Annotated in this window: 16 protein-coding genes; 4 read left to right on the top strand and 12 right to left on the bottom strand. The window is 71.8% G+C overall.

Translation table 11 applies throughout. The features are described from left to right. Nucleotides 1-51 precede the first annotated feature (51 nt). The 6 genes from Z164_RS0101190 to Z164_RS0101165 form a co-directional block, all read right to left on the bottom strand. On the bottom strand, nucleotides 52-2,199 hold the full coding sequence (locus Z164_RS0101190; RefSeq protein WP_024888925.1) for a prolyl oligopeptidase family serine peptidase: 2,148 nt from the start codon (nucleotides 2,197-2,199) through the stop codon (nucleotides 52-54). A 59-nt stretch (nucleotides 2,200-2,258) separates the two neighbouring features. Then, nucleotides 2,259-4,379 (bottom strand): TonB-dependent receptor, encoded by a 2,121-nt coding sequence (locus Z164_RS0101185; protein ID WP_024888924.1) that lies wholly within the window; start codon nucleotides 4,377-4,379, stop codon nucleotides 2,259-2,261. A 231-nt stretch (nucleotides 4,380-4,610) separates the two neighbouring features. Continuing rightward, nucleotides 4,611-6,497: a TonB-dependent receptor gene (locus Z164_RS0101180; RefSeq protein WP_024888923.1), complete on the bottom strand. Its 1,887-nt coding sequence runs from the start codon at nucleotides 6,495-6,497 to the stop codon at nucleotides 4,611-4,613. Next, nucleotides 6,482-6,877, bottom strand: a complete 396-nt coding sequence (locus tag Z164_RS22725; protein ID WP_024888922.1) for an STN domain-containing protein — start codon at nucleotides 6,875-6,877, stop codon at nucleotides 6,482-6,484. The genes Z164_RS0101180 and Z164_RS22725 overlap by 16 nt, the downstream gene beginning before the upstream one ends. A gap of 6 nt (nucleotides 6,878-6,883) precedes the next feature. Further along, nucleotides 6,884-7,942, bottom strand: a complete 1,059-nt coding sequence (locus tag Z164_RS19715) for a FecR family protein (protein WP_081770008.1) — start codon at nucleotides 7,940-7,942, stop codon at nucleotides 6,884-6,886. Beyond that, nucleotides 7,939-8,508, bottom strand: coding sequence for an RNA polymerase sigma factor (locus tag Z164_RS0101165; RefSeq protein WP_024888920.1), 570 nt, complete (start codon nucleotides 8,506-8,508; stop codon nucleotides 7,939-7,941). Before Z164_RS0101165 ends, Z164_RS19715 begins: the two co-directional genes overlap by 4 nt. Nucleotides 8,509-8,773: 265 nt before the next feature. Here Z164_RS0101165 and rpmB point away from each other — a divergent pair, with 265 nt between their 5' ends. Next, nucleotides 8,774-9,010, top strand: coding sequence for a 50S ribosomal protein L28 (rpmB, locus tag Z164_RS0101160; protein ID WP_024888919.1), 237 nt, complete (start codon nucleotides 8,774-8,776; stop codon nucleotides 9,008-9,010). 12 nt (nucleotides 9,011-9,022) lie between these two features. Beyond that, entirely contained in the window at nucleotides 9,023-9,187 is a 165-nt protein-coding gene (rpmG, locus tag Z164_RS0101155; RefSeq protein WP_024888918.1) for a 50S ribosomal protein L33, read from the top strand. A gap of 86 nt (nucleotides 9,188-9,273) precedes the next feature. On the opposite strand, the gene Z164_RS0101150 is transcribed toward rpmG, so the two are convergent. The 6 genes from Z164_RS0101150 to Z164_RS0101125 all read right to left on the bottom strand — a co-directional run bounded on the left by Z164_RS0101150 (nucleotide 9,274) and on the right by Z164_RS0101125 (nucleotide 15,653). After that, nucleotides 9,274-10,158 (bottom strand): amidohydrolase family protein, encoded by an 885-nt coding sequence (locus Z164_RS0101150; RefSeq protein WP_024888917.1) that lies wholly within the window; start codon nucleotides 10,156-10,158, stop codon nucleotides 9,274-9,276. Continuing rightward, nucleotides 10,158-11,180, bottom strand: a complete 1,023-nt coding sequence (locus Z164_RS0101145; RefSeq protein ID WP_024888916.1) for an amidohydrolase family protein — start codon at nucleotides 11,178-11,180, stop codon at nucleotides 10,158-10,160. The genes Z164_RS0101150 and Z164_RS0101145 overlap by 1 nt, the downstream gene beginning before the upstream one ends. Nucleotides 11,181-11,213: 33 nt before the next feature. Beyond that, entirely contained in the window at nucleotides 11,214-12,509 is a 1,296-nt protein-coding gene (locus Z164_RS0101140; protein WP_024888915.1) for a carbohydrate porin, read from the bottom strand. 65 nt (nucleotides 12,510-12,574) lie between these two features. After that, nucleotides 12,575-13,888, bottom strand: coding sequence for a C4-dicarboxylate transporter DctA (gene dctA, locus Z164_RS0101135; protein WP_024888914.1), 1,314 nt, complete (start codon nucleotides 13,886-13,888; stop codon nucleotides 12,575-12,577). 45 nt (nucleotides 13,889-13,933) lie between these two features. After that, nucleotides 13,934-14,989 (bottom strand): 4-oxalomesaconate tautomerase, encoded by a 1,056-nt coding sequence (locus tag Z164_RS0101130; RefSeq protein ID WP_024888913.1) that lies wholly within the window; start codon nucleotides 14,987-14,989, stop codon nucleotides 13,934-13,936. Next, the gene (locus Z164_RS0101125) at nucleotides 14,982-15,653 is read right to left on the bottom strand and encodes a 4-carboxy-4-hydroxy-2-oxoadipate aldolase/oxaloacetate decarboxylase (protein ID WP_024888912.1); all 672 of its coding nucleotides are present in this window, start codon (nucleotides 15,651-15,653) and stop codon (nucleotides 14,982-14,984) included. The genes Z164_RS0101130 and Z164_RS0101125 overlap by 8 nt, the downstream gene beginning before the upstream one ends. Nucleotides 15,654-15,757: 104 nt before the next feature. Between Z164_RS0101125 and Z164_RS0101120 the strand changes: the two genes are divergently transcribed. Together Z164_RS0101120 and cls are read left to right on the top strand one after the other, a co-directional pair. Next, complete coding sequence (locus Z164_RS0101120) at nucleotides 15,758-17,017, top strand: LysR family transcriptional regulator (RefSeq protein WP_024888911.1); 1,260 nt, start codon at nucleotides 15,758-15,760, stop codon at nucleotides 17,015-17,017. A gap of 121 nt (nucleotides 17,018-17,138) precedes the next feature. After that, a complete protein-coding gene (gene cls / locus Z164_RS0101115; RefSeq protein ID WP_024888910.1) occupies nucleotides 17,139-18,554 on the top strand; it encodes a cardiolipin synthase in 1,416 nt (471 codons plus the stop codon). Nucleotides 18,555-18,579 lie beyond the last annotated feature (25 nt).

Genomic DNA, 18,579 nt, shown 5'->3' with positions numbered 1-18,579 from the left:
CGACGCGTGCGCGGGGCCAAGGGGATGCCGCGTCGGAGAGAGTGACGAGGCCTACCTGGACGATTCGGGCTGCATCAGCGCATCGATGAAGAAGGTCATGCGCAGGGCCATCAGGCCCGGGTTGCGCAGCGGGTCGCTGACGCCGTGCCCGCCCTCCTCGTCCTCGTAGAAGTACACCGGCGCGCCCGCGGCCTGCAGGCGCGAGGCCAGCTTGCGCGCGTGGCCGGGGCCGACCCGGTTGTCCTCGGTCGAGATCGTCACCAGGAACGGCGGATAGCGGGTGCCGGCGCGCACGTTGTGCACCGGCGAATAGCCCAGCAGCACCGCGCGCTGGGCGGGCACGTCGGGGTCGCCGTACTCGTTGAGCCAGGCCGCGCCCATGCCCATGTGCTTCATCCGCAGCATGTCGGCCAGCGGCACGTCGCTGACCACCGCGCCGAACAGGTCCGGGCGCTGGGTGCCGAGCGTGGCGGCCAGAAGCCCGCCGTTGGACATGCCGAACACCCCCACGCGCGCGGGCACGGTGTAGCCGGTGGCGACCAGGTGCGCGACGACGGCGATGAAGTCGTCGTAGGAGGCCTGCCGGCGCTCGCGGATCGCGGCATGGTGCCAGGCGTTGCCGCGCTCGCCGCCGCCGCGGATGGCCGGGATCACCAGCGAGCCGCCGCGGTCGAGCCAGAGCTTGAACGAGCGCCCGCCGACCACGTAGTCGAAGTGCCCGGGGCGGGTGGAGATGCCGAACGCGCCGTAGCCGGTGGCCAGGGTCGGCTGCGCACCCGTCCACGGCGATTCGCGCGGCCGCAACAGGTAGTAGTCCACTTCGGTGCCGTCGGGCGACGTGGCCTGGCCGATCTCGGTGACGTAGCGCTCGGCATCGACCAGCGCCGGATCCTGCGCCAGCAGCACCGGTGCGTCCGCGCCGGGGCGGTACAGATCCTGCCGCTTCGGCACCACGAACCCGGTGGTCGCCACCACCAGCTCGCCGCCCTGCCCGCCGCGCACCGCCGCGGTCTGGCCGGCCGGCACTTCCAGCAGGTCCACCGCGGTCCAGTCGTCGCCGTCGCGCCGGGCCACGCGCACGCGCTGGCGCAGATGGGCGTTGACCACGATCGCGACGCGGTCGCCGGAGGCCGCCACGTCGTCGCGGCCGCCGACGAACTCGCCCTCGCCCGGCAGGTATACCGCGCTCACCCGGCGGCCCTGCGCATCGGGCGCGACGGCGTAGGCGAGCACCGCTTCCTCGGGATAGGCGCGGCCTTCCAGGGTGGCGGCCTGCGCCAGTTGCACGATCAGCGCGTCGTCGGTGGTGGCCAGTACGCCCATCGGCTTCAGGGCTTGCGGCAGTTCGATGCGTTCCACAGCGCCCGCGCGATCGACCAGGTGCACCTCGAAGGTCGAATAGTCGATCGAGCGCACGATCACGCCGCGCCGCGCGTCGCCGGCGCCGACCGCGCCGAGCTGGACGATGGCATCGCTGGGCTGGGCGGTGTAGACCGGCCGGGCGGCGTCGAGCGCCTCGCCGCGCGACCACAGCCGGACCTGCGCCGGCCAGCCGGCGGCGGTCCTGGGCGCGTCGCCCACGGTGTGCTCGACCAGGACCCGGTCGCGGTCGATCCACTCGGCGAAGGCGCGCGCGCGCGGCACCCGGAAGCCGTCGGCGACGAACTCGCCCGCCTCGAGGTCGAATTCGCGGATCTCAACCTCGTCGCCGCCGCCGGGCGACAGCCGCAGCAGGCAGCGCGCGTAGTCGGGCGCGGCGCAGGCGCCGGAGAAATCGTAGGCCTGCAATTCGTACGGCACGCCCTCGCGCTCGCGCAGCGCGCCGACGTCGAGCACGGTACGCCAGGCGCCGGGCGCGCCGCGCGCGTCGCGGGCGGCGACCTGCAGCAGGCCGTAGGGATGGGCGGCGTCGCGCAGGAAGCGCAGCGCGCGCGCGCCCAGCGGCACCATGTCGGGCTCGGCCGGCGGGGCATCGAGCGCGGCGCGCAGTTCGCGCACGACCTCCGCGTGGACCGGGCGCGCGGACAACCGCTGCTCGGTGTCGGCGGTGGCCGCGCGCGCCCAGGCCAGCGCGGCGGGGTCGTGGGGCGCTTCCAGCCACTGGTCGTCGTCGGCCCAGGCCGGCGCCAGGACCAGCAACCCGGCGAACAGCGCCGCGGCGCGCAGCCGCCGGGCGGGCGATGCGGGAATGGATGTCATCTCGATCTCCGGAAAGCGGCGGCGCGCGGGGCGCCGCCGCGTTGGCGAGGCGCGGGGCCTCAGTAGGTGTAGCGGAACAGCACGCCGTAGCTGCGCGGGCGCGGATGGTTGGCCGCGCCGAGCGCGCTGCGCGCGTTGATGGCGCCGTCCTCGTCGGTGAGGTTGTCGCCGTACAGGAAGGCCGACCAGCCGGCCGGGGATTCCAGGCCGATGCGCGCGTCCACCAGGGTGATGTCGTCGCCGGGCGTGCCCTGGGTCAGCGCCGTCTCGCGCTTGGAGTCGTGCACGAAGCCGCCGCGCACCACGCCGCGCAGCCCGCCGACCGGCCACTGGTAGGACACCGAACCGTTGAGGCTGGTCTTGGGCACGTTGTAGACCGGCGTGCCGCGGTTGAGCGGCGTGCCCGGCACGTCCTCGGCGTAGGTGGCGTCGATCAGGCTGCCGCCGATCTGCAGGGTCAGCGAGCGGTTGGGGGTGTAGACGATGTTGGCCTCCACGCCCTTGTTCTCGGTGCCGTCGGAGTTGGCCAGGCCGTTGATGGTGTCGGTGATCGGCACCCGCACGGCGACGTCCTTCCAGTCGCTGTAGAAGATCGCGCCTTCCAGCATCACCTTGCCGTCGAGCAGCAGCGACTTGGCGCCGAACTCGTAGGTCATGATCGAATCGGGATCGATCGTGGACGGCAGCTCGATGCCGGCCTGTTCGGCCAGCAGGATCGAGGTCATCGGCTGCAGCTGGCCGGAGCGGAAGCCGCGCGCGGCGCTGACGTACAGCGTGGTGTCGTCCTGCGGCTTGTAGGACAGGCTCAGGCGCGGGTTCCAGCTGTCGAAGGTGGCGTTGAGGGTGGAGACGCGGTCGGTGGAGACCGAGATGGCGTCCACGTCGTCGTTGAAGTAGCGCAGGCCGGCGGTGATCGCCCAGGCCGGGTTGGGCAGCTTGTAGGTCACTTCGCCGAACAGCGCGTAGGCATCGTTGGTCTGGCTGGAGGCGCTGGGCGGCACGCCGCCGACGCTGGAGCTGTCGTTGCGCTCGGCCTCGCGCAGGTAGTAGCCCACGGTCCAGTCGAGCGTGCGCTGGCCGGTGGAGGACCAGCGCAGCTCCTGCGTGCGCACGCCGATCTCGATCAGGCTCAGGTAGGTCGTGGTGGGGTTGAGCATGCCGTCGTTGCCGTAGTCGAGGTTGGCGTCGGCGAACGAATAGAACAGCTGCGAGCCGTCGAAGTCGTAGGTGGTCACGAAGCTCGCGACATCCCACTCGTCGGTGTTGGCGTAGTAGGCGTTGGTGGTCAGGTCGTCGAGCGACGAGTTGCCGCCGCCGGGCGCGTCGGAGTCGTACTTCCAGTACGCCAGGTCCATGTTCCAGCGCTCGGTCGGGGCGAAGCGCAGCTTGAAGCGGCCGGTCTTGACCCGCTGCTCGTTGATGTCGCGATCGCCGGTGGCGTTGTCGTCGATCCAGCCGCCCAGCTTCTCGTCGCTGACCGCCACGCGCAGCGCCAGGGTGTCCTCGACCAGCGGCACGTTGACGTAGGCCTTGCCGCCCCAGCTGTCGCCGCCGCTTTCGGTGGTGCCGGCCGACAGCTCGACGCCGGCGTTGAAGTAGTTGAAGTCCGGCTTGCGGGTGATGATGCGAACGGTGCCGCCCATGGAACCTTCTCCGAACAGGGTGCCCTGAGGGCCCTTCAGCACCTCGACGCGATCGATGTCGAACGAGCGCGCGTCCGGGTACCACGGCACGGAGACGCCGGTGAACGGGATCTCGTCGAGGTAGTAGCCGTTGTCGTTGCCGCCCAGCGAACTGGACACGCCGCGGATCTGCACCTGGGTGAAGCCGCCGCCGGTGTCGATCGACGAGGCGCCGGCGGTGCTGTTGAGCACGTCGACCACGTTGAGCAGGCCCATGGCGTCGATCTGTTCGCCGGTGACCGCGCTGAGCGCGATCGGCACGTCGATCTGGCGCTCGTCGCGCTTGCGCGCGGTGACGACGACCGAGGACAGCTCGACCGCGTCGCGCTGGCCGGCGCGCGCGGCGGGCTGCGGCGCATCCGCGGCCTCGGCCTCGACGCTCTGGGCGTGCAGGGGGCCGGCGGCGATCAGGCCGGCGAGGATGGCGGCGGCCAGCGGGGTGCGGGCGAAGGCGGGACGGGCCCGCGAACGGGACGAGGGAGAAGCGGGACGATGCATGGCGACGGCTCCGGGTCGGATGGGAGGCGGCCGGGCGCGGTGTGCCCCGCGCGCCGGCTTCGGGCGCCGCCGCGAATCGGCGGCGCTTCCCGTTCCAACGAAGCAGTGAAGGAAAAGTGAAACGCGCCCGACGCATCCCCGACACGCGCGCGGCGCAGACTGGCGCCCGATCGATCGACGGCGGCGGCTTCGCACCGGACGGGCGGCCCGCCCCGCCACCGGCAGACCGGCTCAATACCGCAGGTCGAGCTCGACGCCCCAGGTCCGCGGATGCAGCCGCGTCGCCGCGCCGCGCAGGTTGCGCGCGTCCACCGCGCCGTCCTCGCCGGTGAGGTTGTCGACGAACAGCGCCACGCCCCAGCCGCGCGGCGACTGCACGCCGATGCGCGCGTTGGCGAGCAGGATGTCGTCGCCCGGGGTGCCCTGGGTCAGCGAGACCGCCCGCGCGCTGTCGTAGCGGACGTCGGCATGCGCCAGCATCTGCAGGCCCTGCGGCAAGGGCCGCGCGTAGCCCAGCGCGCCGGCGATGCTGGTGCGCGGCACGTTGTAGACGGGCGTGCCGCGATCGATCGCGGTTCCCGGCACCGCGGCCACGTAGGCCGCATCGACCAGGCTGGCCGACAGCTGCAACGACCAGGCGGGCGCCGGCGAGAAGGCCAGCGCCGCCTCCACCCCGCGCGAGGCCACCCCGGCCGAGTTGGCCAGCCCGTTGAGGGTGTCGGTCAGCGGCACCCGCACCGCCACGTCCTTCCAGTCGCTGCGGAACAGCGCGCCCTCCAGCAGCAGGCGACCGGCGGCGAAGCTGCGGCGCGCGCCGAGTTCGATGCTCACGATCGCGTCGGGCGAGATCGCGCCGGGCAGCTCGATCCCGGCCTGTTCGGCGGCCAGCAGCGAGCTGACCGGCTGCAATTGGCCGGAACGGAAGCCGCGGGCGAGATTGGCGTAGACCAGGGCATCGGCATCCGGCGCGTAGGACAGGCCCAGGCGCGGGTTCCAGCTGGAGAAGCGCGCATCGAGCGTGCTGCGCCAGTCCCCGGACCGCGAGACCGCATCGACGTCGTCGGAGAAGTAGCGCAGGCCGGCGAGCATCGACCAGCCCGGGCGCGGCAGCCGGACGCTCGCTTCGCCGAACAGCGCCACCGCGGCGTTGCGCTGGCGCAGCGCGGTTTCCGCCGCGGGGGCGAGCGTGGTCCGGTCGCTGCGTTCGGCCTCGCGCAGGTAGGCGCCGAGCGTCCAGTCCAGCGCGCGCTCGCCCTCGGAGGACCAGCGCAGCTCGTGGGTGGTCACGTCGATGCGGATGTCGCTGTCGTAGGCGACCGCGGGCGCCAGCTCGCCGTCGGCGGTGTAGCGCAGGCCCGCATCGGCCGCCGCGTAGACCAGGGTGGAGCCCGGCAGGCGGCGGGTGGCGACCAGGCTGCGCGTGGTCCAGTCGGAGGTGCGGGCGTACACCGCGTCGGCGCGCATGTCGTCGAACGCGGCGTAGCCGCCGCCGGGCGCGCGCGAGTCGTAGCGCCAGTAGCCCAGGTCGATGTCGGTGGCCTCGTCGGGCGAGACCCGCAGCCGCGCGCGCCCGGTGCGCACGCGCTGCGGGTTGATGTCGCGCGCATCACCGTCGTCCACCCAGCCGGCCAGCCGCTCGTCGGTGCCGACCACGCGCAGCGCGGCCATGCCGCCGGCCAGCGGCAGGTTGAGCATCGCGCGCGCGGCATGGCCGTCGCCGCCGCCGTCGGTGGTCGAGCCGGCGAGCTGTACGCGGGCGTCGAACGCGGCCGGATCCGGCTTGCGGGTCAGGATGCGCACCGTGCCGCCCATCGAACCTTCGCCGAACAGGGTGCCCTGCGGCCCGCGCAGGATCTCCACCCGGTCCAGGTCGAAGCCGCGCGCATCCGGGTACCACGGCACGGTCACCCCGGTGAACGGGATCTCGTCGAGGTAGTAGCCGTTGTCGTTGCCGCCCAGCGAGCTGGAGACGCCGCGGATCTGCACCTGGGTGAAACCGCCGCCGATGTCCACCGAGGAGGTCGCCGGTACGGTCCCCAGCGCGCTCGACACGCCTTCGCGGCCGAAGGCGAAGTCGTCGAACGGCGCGGTGCCCAGCGCGGTCACCGAGACCGGCACGTCGACCCGGCGCTCGTCGCGCTTGCGCGGCGCCGGGCGACCAGGACCACGCCGTCGCCGCGCACGCGGTAGCCGAGCCCGGTGCCGGCGAGCAGCCGCGCCAGCGCATCGCCGCTGGCCATCTCGCCGCGGACCGCTGGCGTGGTGTACGGCCCGCCGAGATCGCCCACCGCCACCAGGTCGAGCCCGGCCTGCTCGGAGAACGCCAGCAGGGCCTGCTCCAGCGCCTGCGGCGCGATGTCGAAGCGACGCAACGCGCGCTCCTGCGCCCAGGCCGGCGCCAGGCACAGCAGCCACGCCAGCGCCGGTCCGCACCACCGCGCGAACCGACGCGCGCGCGGGGCGCGGGGCGGTCGGGACGCGGCGGGCGGCGGCGGCATCGGCGGCTATCCGGAACCGGAGGGGCGCCGGCGCGGCGCGGGGACCTCGCTGGCGGCCGCCGGCACCAGCAGGATGCGCCCGTCGGTACGCACCACCGACAGCGAGGCCGCGCTCGCCAGGCCGTCGAGCCAGGCGTCGAGATCGCCGGTATGCCAGCGCCCGGTCACCGGCACCGAGGCCTCGACCCGGCGATCGAGCTCGATCGGCACCGGCGAGTACCGGTTCAGGTCGCCGATGACGTCGGACAGCGGCTCGCCGAGGTAGGCGATGCTGCGCTCCAGGCCGTCGCCGGCCGGCCGCGGAGCCGACGGCAGCGGCCCGGACAGGCCCTCGCCGGCGAGCCACAGGCCGCGCTCGCCCGCGGTCAGCCGCAGCGGCCGGCCGCTGGCCGAACCGCGGCCGGTGCCGAGGTCGTTGAACTGCACCACGCCCTGGTCCACCGCGACCGCCACCGCGCCGCGCGGGCGCAGGCCGACGCTGAAGCGGGTGCCGATCGCCTGCACCAGGGTGCCGGCGGCGCGGACCTCGAACGGGCGCTCCGGCGCATGCGCCACCGAGAACCGGCCCACGCCCTCCAGCAGTTCCACCTCGCGGCGCGCATCGCTGTAGCGCACCCGCACCCGGCTGGCCGCGCCGAGCTCCACCACCGAGCCATCGGCCAGCGAGACCTCGCGATGCTCGCCGACGCCGGTGGCGATCTGCAGCGGTCGCTCGTCGCCGGAGTGCTCGGCGGCGCGCCACCACAGCGCGCCGACCGCGAGCGCGGCGCACGCGGCCGCAGCCGCGGCCAGCCAGCGACGGCGGCGCGGGCGGCGGGCCGCCGGCCGCGGCGCGGCGGCCGACGCCGCCGGCGCGCTCGCCACCGCCTCCGGCGGCAGCTCGCCGGCGGCGTCCCACAGCAGGCTGATGTCGTCGAATGCGCGCGCGTGCTCCGGATCGGCCATCCAGGCGGTCCAGGCCTCCAGTTCGCGCTCGTCGAGCGCAGGCTCGCGCAGCCGGAGCAGCCAGTCGGCCGCCTGGTCGAGGGCGTCCGCGCGCCCGCCCCTGTCCATTGCCCCGGTCATCGGGTCGCTCCCTCGTCGATCTCGTCCAGGCGCTGCTGGCAGTACGACAGCGCCCTCGCCACATGGATCCTGGCCATGCGCTCGGTCACCCCGAGCCGCTCGGCCGCCTCCGCGAAACTCTTCTGCTCCATCCGCACCAGCCGGAACGCCAGCGCCGTGCGCGGCGGCAACTCGGCCAGCAGCGCCGGCAACCGCTCGATCAGGATACGCGCTCGCGCCGAACGCTCCGGGTCCACCGCGGGATCGGGCCACAACGCCAGACCGTCCGGCTCGGGCAGCTCCATGTAGCGACGCCGGCGCAGCAGATCGGTGGCCAGGTTCTGGGCGATCCTGAACAGCAGCGCCCGGTGGTAGCTGGCCGCCTGCCCCTCGTCCAGGTTCAGCAGCCGGGCATAGGCCTCCTGGGCGATCTCGCGGGCGTCCTCGTAGGACCCCAGCCGGGCCTGCAGCATCCGGATCAGGGAGCGGTTGAACTCCCGCACCAGCGCCTCGGCGTCGATCCGGGCGCCGGCCGGGCCCGGATCGACGCCGGGACCCGCGGGGGGAATGTCGTTGGCGGTGGTCATGATGCCTGGACGAAGAAGGGCCTCGGAATTGAAACGGCAGGCGCGCTTGCGCCGCCGCCCCCGCATGCAGGATAATCGCCGGCTCGCTGCGCCCCGGCCTTTCGTTCCGGGCCATCGCGACGCCGGCAACGTGTGCCGCGCGCGCGACGCGGGCCGCGACCGATCCTCCCGCACACGTGGCGAAGCCGGCGCCTGCCGGACTCGCCGGGGCCGCCGCCTCCCTGGCCAAGGGAAGCCCAACGACACCACACACTTGAGGTGCGCAATGTCCCGAGTATGCCAAGTCACCGGCAAGCGTACGACGACCGGCAACAACGTCTCGCACGCGATGAACAAGACCCGCCGCCGCTTCCTGCCGAACCTGCACGAGCGCCGGTTCTGGGTGGCCAGCGAGAACCGCTGGGTGAAGCTGCGCGTTTCCACCAAGGCCCTGCGCACCATCGACAAGAACGGCATCGACGCCGTGCTCGCCGAGCTGCGCGCCCGCGGCGAGAAGATCTGAGGAGACTGACCCATGGCTTCCAAGCGCGACAAGATCCGTCTGACCTCCTCGGCCGGCACCGGCCACTTCTACACCACCGACAAGAACAAGAAGAACACCCCCGGCAAGATCGAGATCAAGAAGTACGATCCGGTGGTGCGCAAGCACGTGATCTACAAGGAAGGCAAGATCAAGTGATCGCCTGATCGCCCGACGATTGGGGAACGACGAAACCCGCCGCGAGGCGGGTTTCGTGCTTGGAGGGGCGCCCAGCCTGCCGGCCGCTACCAGTACAACCGCATCGGATTGTCCACCAGCAGCCTGCGCTGCAGGTCCGGCGTCACGGCGATCCGGGGAATGAAATCGACCAGGCGACCGTCGTCCGGCATGTGGCTCTTCATGTTGGGGTGCGGCCAGTCGGTGCCCCACAGCACGCGGTCGGGGAAGCGCTCGACCAGGGACTTCGCGAACGGCACCACGTCGTCGTAGCCGGGCGGACCCGATGCGGACAGGCGCTCCGGGCAGGTCACCTTGCTCCACACGTTGGGATGCTCGTCCATCAAGCGCACGAAGCGGCCGAATTCCGGCCCGTCCACCGGCCGGGTCACGTCCGGCCGGCCCATGTGGTCCACCACCACCGTGGTCGGCAGCGAGGCGAAGAAGTCCCAGCGCTCTTCGAGGTCGGCCGCCTCGAAGTACACCACCACCTGCCACCCCAGCGGGGCGATACGCTCGATGATGCGCAGGTAGTACGCGTCCGGCTTGGGATCGACCAAGCGGCGCACGAAGTTGAACCGCACCCCGCGCACGCCGGCCGCGTGCAGCTCGGCCAGCTCGGCATCGGCGATGGTGTCGCGCACCGTCGCGATGCCACGCGCGCGATCGCCTGCCGCGCGCAGCGCATCGACCAGGGCGCGGTTGTCGTCGCCGTGGCAGGTCGCCTGCACGATCACGTTGCGCTCGAAGCCGAGGAAGTCGCGCAGCGCGAACAACCTGTCCTTGCCGGCGTCGCAGGGCGTGTACTTGCGCTCCGGCGCATACGGGAACACGTCGCCGGGGCCGAACACGTGGCAATGCGCGTCCACCGCGCCCGGCGGCGGCACGAAGCGCGGCTTGCTCGGGTTCGGATGGAAGTCCAGCCAGTCGGGATCCTTCCGGAACGCGGCCATCACAGCCCCCTCGCCTTCAGTTGCGCGTCCAGTCGCGGGTACACGCGCCGGGCATTGCCCTCGTAGACCTTCCGCCTGTCCTCATCGGAGATGTCCAGCGCGTCGATGTAGCGCTTGGTGTCGTCGAAGTGGTGCCCGGTCAGCGGGTCGATGCCGCGCACCGCGCCGACCATCTCCGATCCGAACAGGATGTTGTCGATGTCGATCACCTCGAACAGGAGGTCGATGCCGGGCTGGTGGTAGACGCAGGTATCGAAGAACACGTTGCGCATCAGGTGCTCGTCCAGCGACGGCTTGCCGAGCATGTCCGCCAGGCCGCGGAAGCGACCCCAGTGGTAGGGCACCGCGCCGCCGCCATGCGGGATCACGAAGCGCAAGGTCGGGAAATCCTTGAACAGGTCGCCCTGCAGGAACTGCATGAAGGCCGTGGTGTCGGCGTTGAGGTAGTGCGCGCCGGTGGCGTGGAAATTGGCGTTGCAGCTTCCGGAGACGTGGACCATCGCCGGCACGTCCAGCTCGACCATCTTCTCGAAGAACGGATACCAGGCGCGATCGGTCAGCGGCACGCCGGTCCAGTGTCCGCCGGACGGGTCGGGATTGAGGTTGCAGCCGACGAAGCCCAGCTCGTTGACGCAGCGCTCCAGCTCCGCGATGGAATGGGCGATCGGCACGCCCGGCGACTGCGGCAGTTGGCATACGCCGATGAAATGCTGCGGATACAGCGACACCACGCGCGCGATCAGGTCGTTGCAACGCCGGGTCCATTCGCGGCTGACCGCTTCGTCGCCCACGTGGTGGGCCATGGCGCTGGCGCGCGGGGAGAAGATCGTCATGTCCGCGCCGCGTTCGCGCAGCAGGCGCAGCTGGTTCGCCTCCACGCTCTCGCGGATCTGGTCGTCGGAGATGCGGGGATATTCCGGCGCCGGCAGCCTCGGGTCGTCGAAGTGCGCGATCTGCGCCTTGCGGAAGGCGTCGTGCGCGGCGGGCGCGGTGGTGTAGTGGCCGTGGCAATCGATGATCATGCGTGTCTTCGGTCAGGGAAGGATCGTGGGGAGCTACCAGCCCAGCAACTGCGCGAAATGCACGTCCACGCGCAGCCCCAGGATCAGCGCGTCGGGGATGTCGGTGGTGCGGGTCGGCGCGTAGATCGGATCGGGATTGGCGACGTATTGCAGATTGGGCATCAGGCGGATGCCCGGGCGCAGCGCCCAGCCATAGCTGATCTCGGCGATCATCTCGTCGTCGTTCGGCGTGCCGCTGCCCCCGAGGGCGATGCGGCGATCGCGCAGGTAGGCCATCTGCTCCGGATCGAAGTGGATGTTGGAGACGAACATCGCGAAGGTGTCCCGGTCGCGGCCGGCGAACGTGCCGGTCTTGACCAGGCCGACGGCGGTGAAGTGCTTCACCGGCGCGGCATTGCCGGTGTTGACGAAGCCGCGCGCGAACAGCGCCAGGTTGCGCCGCCCTTCGCCGCGCCAGACGGTGCGGTCGGCCATCGCGTACCAGCCCTCCCGCGCGCCGTCGAGTTCGGCGAAGGGCCGGCCCGTCAGCGCGGCCGAATCGCCGTCGGCATCGAAATACGGACTCCTGCCGCCGTCGGTGTTGCGGTACATGCCGATCCTGTAGGTGCGCGGCAGGCGTTCGTCGGACAGGCCGGTCTGGTAGCCGGCCTCGAACGCGCCGAGCGTGCCGGTGCCGTCGCGCCACGAGAAGTCCAGACCGTGTTTGCCGGACCGATTGAGATCGTTGTTGTAGTCGAACGCGCCCGCCTGTACGTACCAGTGCGCCTTGCCGTCGTAGCGCGCCAACGCCGCCCACGAGGCGTTCGGATAGGCGGTGATGCCCAGGTCGGCGATGGGGCCGTAAGGCGTCAGGCACATCGCGTTGCTCATGAACACGCAGTTGAGCGGCGAGTTGTTGAAGTAGCTGTTCAGCGGCGCGCGGCCCGCCATGACGCTCAGGCCGTTCTCGAAGCGGCGGGTGACGGTCAGCCGGGTCAGGCGGCCGCCGTCCACCGGTCGCCAGGTCTGCTGGGCGCTGATCGAATTGCCGATCTTCTCGCGCGCGAGATTGCCTCCGTCGAACCAGGCGGCCTGCACGTCCACCTCGGTGCCGCGCACGCCGAAGAGCCGGTCCAGGTCGAACTTCGATTGCGCCATGATCCAGTACGAGCCTTCGACGCCCTGCTCGACGCCGCCGACCGGGTTGCCGGCGACGTTGCCGACGAAATCCAGGGTCAGATCGATGCCCTCGGGCACCTTCCCACGATCGGCTTCCGGCGCGGCCGCCTGCGCGGCCGGAACGGCCACGGCGAGCAGCAGCGCCAGTGCGGATGGGCTGTATCGGGACAAAATGGTCTCCTTCCCGGCCTTCGGCCGGCTCGATCGAGGTGGCGGATCGCGCGCGACGCGCGCGCTCAGAGTTGCCCGGCGACCAGGTGACGGCGGCGCAGGGCGCGGGTGCCCACGTGCTCGGCGAGCGTGGCCTCGTCGAGCCGACCCTCCCACTTGGCGATGAAGATCGCAGCCACCGCATTGCCGATCAGGTTCACGAAGGTCAGGCCCTCGGCGAGGATCCGGTGGATGCCCAGGATCAAGGCCATGCTGGCCACCGGAATGGTGCCGGTGGTGCCCAGGGTCGCGGCCAGCACCACGAACGCCGCGCCGGCCACGCCGGCCGCACCCTTGGAAGTGAGCAGCAGGACCGCGATCAGGCCCAGCTCGTGCCAGATGGTCAGCTCGGTATTGGTGGCCTGGGCCAGGAACACCGCCACCGTCGTCAGGTACAGGCAGGTGCCGTCGAGGTTGAACGAATAGCCTGCCGGAACCACGAAGCCGACGACGCTCTCCTCGCAGCCCAGCGCCTTGAGCTTCTGGATCAGGCGCGGCAACACGGTCTCGGTGGAGGTGGTCGCGGCGACGATGACGATCTCCTCGCGGAAGTACGCCATCAGCCGCGGCAGACTGACGCCGCACCACCACGCCACGCTGCCCAGCACCAGGAAGGTGAACATCGCGCACACCACGAAGAATTCGAGAATCAACTCGCCCAGCGACAGCAGCGAACCGGCGCCGAACTGGCCGACGGTGAAGGCGATCGCGCCGAACGCCCCCAGCGGTGCGAACCACATGACGTAGCCGATGATCCTGAACAACGCGTGCGATGCGCTCTCGATGACCGCCTTCACCGGCGCGGCGCGGTCGCCGATCGAAGCCAGCGCGATACCGAAGAGCACCGAAACGAACAGCACCTGCAGCACGTTCGGCTCGACCAGCGCGCTGACCAGCGTGGTCGGAATGATGTTCATCAGGTACGCGACCATGCTCTGGTCCTGCGCGCTGTGCACGTAGCCCTGGATCGCGGCCGTGTCGATCTTCGAGGCATCGATGTTCATGCCCGTGCCCGGCTGCCACAGGTTCACCATCACCAACCCGAGCACCAGCGCCAGGGTGGTGACGATTTCGAAGTAGATCAGCGACTTCAACGCGACCCGGCCGACGCTGCGCATATCGTTCATGCCGGAAATGCCGTGCACCACGGTGACGAAGATGATCGGCCCGATCATCATCTTGATCAGCTTGATGAAGGCATCGCCGAACGGCTTCATCGTCGCGCCGAGATCCGGGGCCAGCCAGCCGAGCAGAACGCCGACCAGGGTACCCACCACCACCTGGAACCAGAGCTGGCCCAGGATGCCGAAGCGGCCGGGCCGCCTCCGTTCGATTGCCATGCTTAACCCCTCCCAAGAAAACCGTGCTGTGGCGCAACGCCCGAATCAGCCGAACAGCACCCCGTCGAACAGCTTTCGCGCGGTGCGCAGCACCGCGGCACGCAGCACCTGCGCGCGCGCGTCGAGATCGATCTCGCAGTCGATGGCGCCGCTCGGGTGCTCGACCGCGATCCGCTGCCGGTGCCCGCCCGGCAGCTTCGCCAAGGCATGCGCCGGCGAGGCCGGCAACAGGCAGGCGCTGGCGACGCTGACCGCGCCGAGTACGCCGATCGACGCATGGCAACGGTGCGGGATGAACGAGCGCACGCAGATCGCGCCGCCGGCGCGCGGCGGCGCCACCAGCATCATCTTCGGCACGCTCTTGTCGGCGACCTCGCCCAGATGCATCAACGGCCCCGCCTCCAGCCGAATGGCCTCCAGCCGGGAACGGAGCGCATCGTCGGCATCGAGCGTGGCGCGATCCTCGTAGCCTTCGATGCCCAGATCCCGCGCGCGCAGCACCACGCAAGGCATGCCGTTGTCGATCAGCGTGGCCTCCACGCCACCGACGACGTCCATGGCGTTGCCGGTCGGCAGCAATGCGCCGCAGGTCGAACCGGCGATGTCGGAGAAGGCCAGCGGCACCGGCGCGGCAGTGCCGGGCACGCCGTCTATGCGCGCATCGCCTTCGTAGCGGACCCGCCCCTGCGGCGTGCACACCGTCGCGATGGCCATCTTGCCGGTGTTGGCCATGAAGATGCGCACCTCGGTCCGGCCGTCGCGCGCCGGCACCAGACCGCGCTCGATCGCGAACGGACCGACGCCAGCGAGCATGTTGCCGCAGTTCTGCGCGTCGCTGACCAGCGCCTGGTCGACGTGGACCTGCAGGAACAGGTAATCCACGTCGGCGCCCGGCCGCGAGGAGCGCGAGACGATCGCGACCTTCGAGGTCAGCGGGTCCGCGCCGCCCATGCCGTCGATCTGGCGCGCATCGGGCGAGCCGTAGGCGCGCAGCAGGAAAGCATCGCGCGCGGCCGCGTCTGCGGGCAGATCCCCGGCCAGGAAGAACCCGCCCTTGGACGTGCCGCCGCGCATCCACATCGCGCGCACGCCGTCAGACATACTTCAGGCCCTTGGCCGCCAGGCGATCGCGCATGGCGTAGATGTCCAGCCCCAGCTCGCCCCGCGCCAGCCGTTCGCGCTTCTCGGCCTCGCGCGCCTCGCGCGCCTGCGCCTGGGCCAGCACGCGCGGCGCATCCTCGCGCGGGACCACGCACACCCCATCGTCGTCGGCCACCACCACGTCGCCCGGGTGCACCAGGGCGCCCGCGCAGACGACCGGCACGTTGACCGAGCCCAGCGTCTCCTTGACCGTGCCCTGGGCATGGACGACGCGGCTCCACACCGGGAAACCCATCGCGGTCAGTTCGCGCACGTCGCGGACACCGGCGTCGATCACCAGCCCGCGGCAACCGCGCGCCTGCGCGGAGGTCGCCAGCAGGTCGCCGAAGTAGCCGTCGCAGCAGTCGCTGGTCGGCGCCACCACCAGCACATCGCCCTCGCGCAGCTGCTCGATGGCGACGTGCATCATCCAGTTGTCGCCCGGCGGCACCGAGACCGTGACCGCGCTGCCAGCGATCCGCGCTCCGGCGTAGATCGGGCGCAAGCGATGGTGCAGCAGGCCGCGACGGCCCTGGGCCTCGTGCGCGGTCGCCACGCCGGCAACGCCCAGGCCCGCCGCCACGGCGGCATCGACGCGCTCGATTCGGGTCACCACAGTCGCCATTGCCCATCCAGTCCGCGAAGAGATGGCGGAGTCTGTGCGCTCGTCGTGCGGCAGCTCAAGATCGTTTTGCGATAACGCCATTGCATCTGGTTATAGTTCTGCGCATGGAAAGAGGGCCGGAACTGAACCTGCGGCATCTGCACGCCGCCGTCGCGGTGGCCGCCAGCGGCGGCATCGGCGCCGCCGCGCCGCAGGTGAATCTGTCGCAGCCGGCGCTGACCCAGGCCATCGCGCGGCTTGAGGCGCAATTGGGCCAGCGATTGTTCGATCGCCAGCCCGGCGGCGTTACGCCGACCGAAGCCGGACGCCTGCTGGTGCCTCGCATCGAGCGCGCGCTGGCGTACCTGACGCGCGGCGTGCGTGCGGCACGGCGGTCGCTGCGGTTGCCGGCGCTGCCCGGCCTGGAACGCCGGGTCAGCCTCTCGCAGCTGCGCGCGCTCGCGGCGGTCGACGCCGCCGGCAACTACTCCCTGGCCGCCGCGCGCAGCGGCGTTTCGCAGCCGGCGATCTACCGCGCGGTGCAGCAGCTCTCGGCGCTGATCGAGGTTCCGCTGTGCGTGCGCCGCGGCAAGACCGTGCAATCCACTCCGGCGGCGGTGCGCATGCTCCGCTTCGTGCGCCTGGCGCTGTCCGAACTGGACGCGGGGATGGACGAGCTGGCCGCCCTGCGTTCGAAGGATGCCGGCCGGGTGGCCATCGGCGCGCTGCCGCTGGCGCGCGCGGTGCTGCTGCCGCGGGTCCTGGCGCGTTTCGCCCGCGCCCATCCCGGCGCCACCGTCAGCGTGGTCGAGGGCCCTTACGCCGAAATGCTCGCGCATCTGCGCGAGGGCGGGCTGGATCTGCTGGTGGGCGCACTGCGCGATCCGGCACCGGTGGGCGACGTGGTGCAGGCCGGACTGTTCGACGACGACCCCGTGATCGTCGGTCGTGCCGACCATCCCTTGCTGCGCGAGCCCGGATTCGCCTTCGAGCGCCTGCTGGACTATCCGTGGGTGATCGCCGCAACCGGCGCGCCGGTGCGCGCGCGCTGGGAGCGGATGTTCGGCGAGCGCGGCCTCGAACCGCCGCGGCTGCGCATCGAGTGCGGCTCGGTGCTGATCATCCGCGGCCTGATGCTGGAAGACGACTGGCTGACCCTGATGTCGCGCGACCAGTTCCTGTTCGAGCGCCGCGCCGGCGTACTGCGCGAGATCGGCGTGGCCGGGCCCGGGGGGCGCCGCCGCATCGGCATGACCACCCGCGCCGATTGGCGGCCGACACGACTGCAGGCGACGTTCGTGGAAACGTTTCGGGCGGTGTGCGCCGAGTACGGCGCCGGCGCGGGCCGCGAATGGCCGTTCCGGCACGCCGCGCCGAAAGCTTGAGACCGGGCCCCGCGCCGGAGTCCGGCATTCCCTCCCGCGACATGCACCGCCCCGACCGACCGGGCGATCGCGCCGGCCGGCGGGCTTTCGCCCGGCCCCGCCGCGCCCGCAGAATCGGACCATGGACGGCATCAACCTGGGGTTGTGGATCCTCGTGGCGGATTGGGCCATCCGCATCGTCGCGCTGGCCTGGATTCCGCTGCGCACGCGGCCGGCGGCCGCGCGCAGCTGGCTGCTGCTGATCGGCTTCGTGCCGCTGCTGGGGCTGCCGCTGTACCTGCTGCTGGGCCATCCGTGGCTGTCGCGCGAACGCGTGCGCCGCCAGGCCGAGGCCTCGGCCGCCGTGCGCGACGGCCAGGCGCCGCAGGCGGCGCTGCGCTGGTGCCCGGCCGAGGGCACCGTGGCCGGCGAGGCCGTGCCGCTGGTGGAGCGGCTGGGCGCGTTCATGCCGGTGCGCGGCAACGGCGTGGCCCTGCTCGACGACTACGACGCCTCGCTGGCGCGGCTGCTGGCCGACATCGACGCCGCGACCCACCGCGTCCACCTGCTGTACTACCTGATGTTCGACGACGCGGTCGGCGAGGCGGTCGCCGACGCGCTGGAGCGCGCCGCCGCGCGCGGCGTGCGCTGCCGGCTGCTGCTCGACGCGATGGGCGCCAAGCGCGGGCTGCGGCGCTACGCCCGGCGCCTGCGCCGGGCCGGGGTCGAGGTCCACGCCATGCTGCCCGGCGGGCTGCGCTGGCGCCGCAGCGGCCGCGCCGACCTGCGCAACCACCGCAAGATCGCGGTGATCGACGACGACGTGGCCCACGTCGGCTCGCAGAACCTGGCCGACGCCCTGTTCGTGCCCGGCCACCCCAACCGCGAACTGGTCGCGCGCGTGCACGGGCCGATCGTCGCCCACCTGGAAGCGGTGTTCGCCAGCGACTGGTACCTGGAGACCGGCGAGGTGCTGGAGGTCGCGCCGGCCCGGCCCACCCACGCCGACGACGTCGCCTGCCAGCTGCTGCCCAGCGGCCCCGCCTACCCCTTCCCCAACGCCGGCGACACCATCGCCACGCTGATCCACCTGGCGCGGCGCCGGGTGGTGCTGACCACGCCCTACTTCGTGCCCGACGACGCCATCCTCGGCGCGATGCGCATCGCCGCGCTGTCGGGCGTGGAGGTGCAACTGATCCTGTCGGCCAGCAACAACCAGCGCCTGACCGCGCTCGCCCAGCACGCCAGCTACGAGGAACTGCTGGCGTGCGGCGTGAAGATCGCCCTGCACCGGCCGCGTTTCCTGCACGCCAAGCACATGAGCGTGGACGACGACATCGCCCTGGTCGGCTCGATCAACCTCGACATCCGCTCGTTCGCGCTGAACGCCGAGATCGGCCTGCTGTGCTACGACCCGAGGGTGGTCGCGCGCATGCGCGCGGTGGAGGCCGCCTACCTGGCCGACGCCGAGGCGGTGGACCTCGCCGAATGGCGCCGGCGGCCGCGCTGGCGCCGCAGCCTGGAAGGCATCGCCCGGCTGGCGGACTCCTTCATGTAGCCTGCGGCGGGGGCGGCGGCGACCG

Origin of the sequence: Luteimonas huabeiensis HB2, assembly GCF_000559025.1 — a bacterium.
Lineage (GTDB): Bacteria > Pseudomonadota > Gammaproteobacteria > Xanthomonadales > Xanthomonadaceae > Luteimonas > Luteimonas huabeiensis.
Note: the sequence above shows the minus strand (reverse complement) of the source record. Positions and strands in the feature narration are given on the sequence as shown.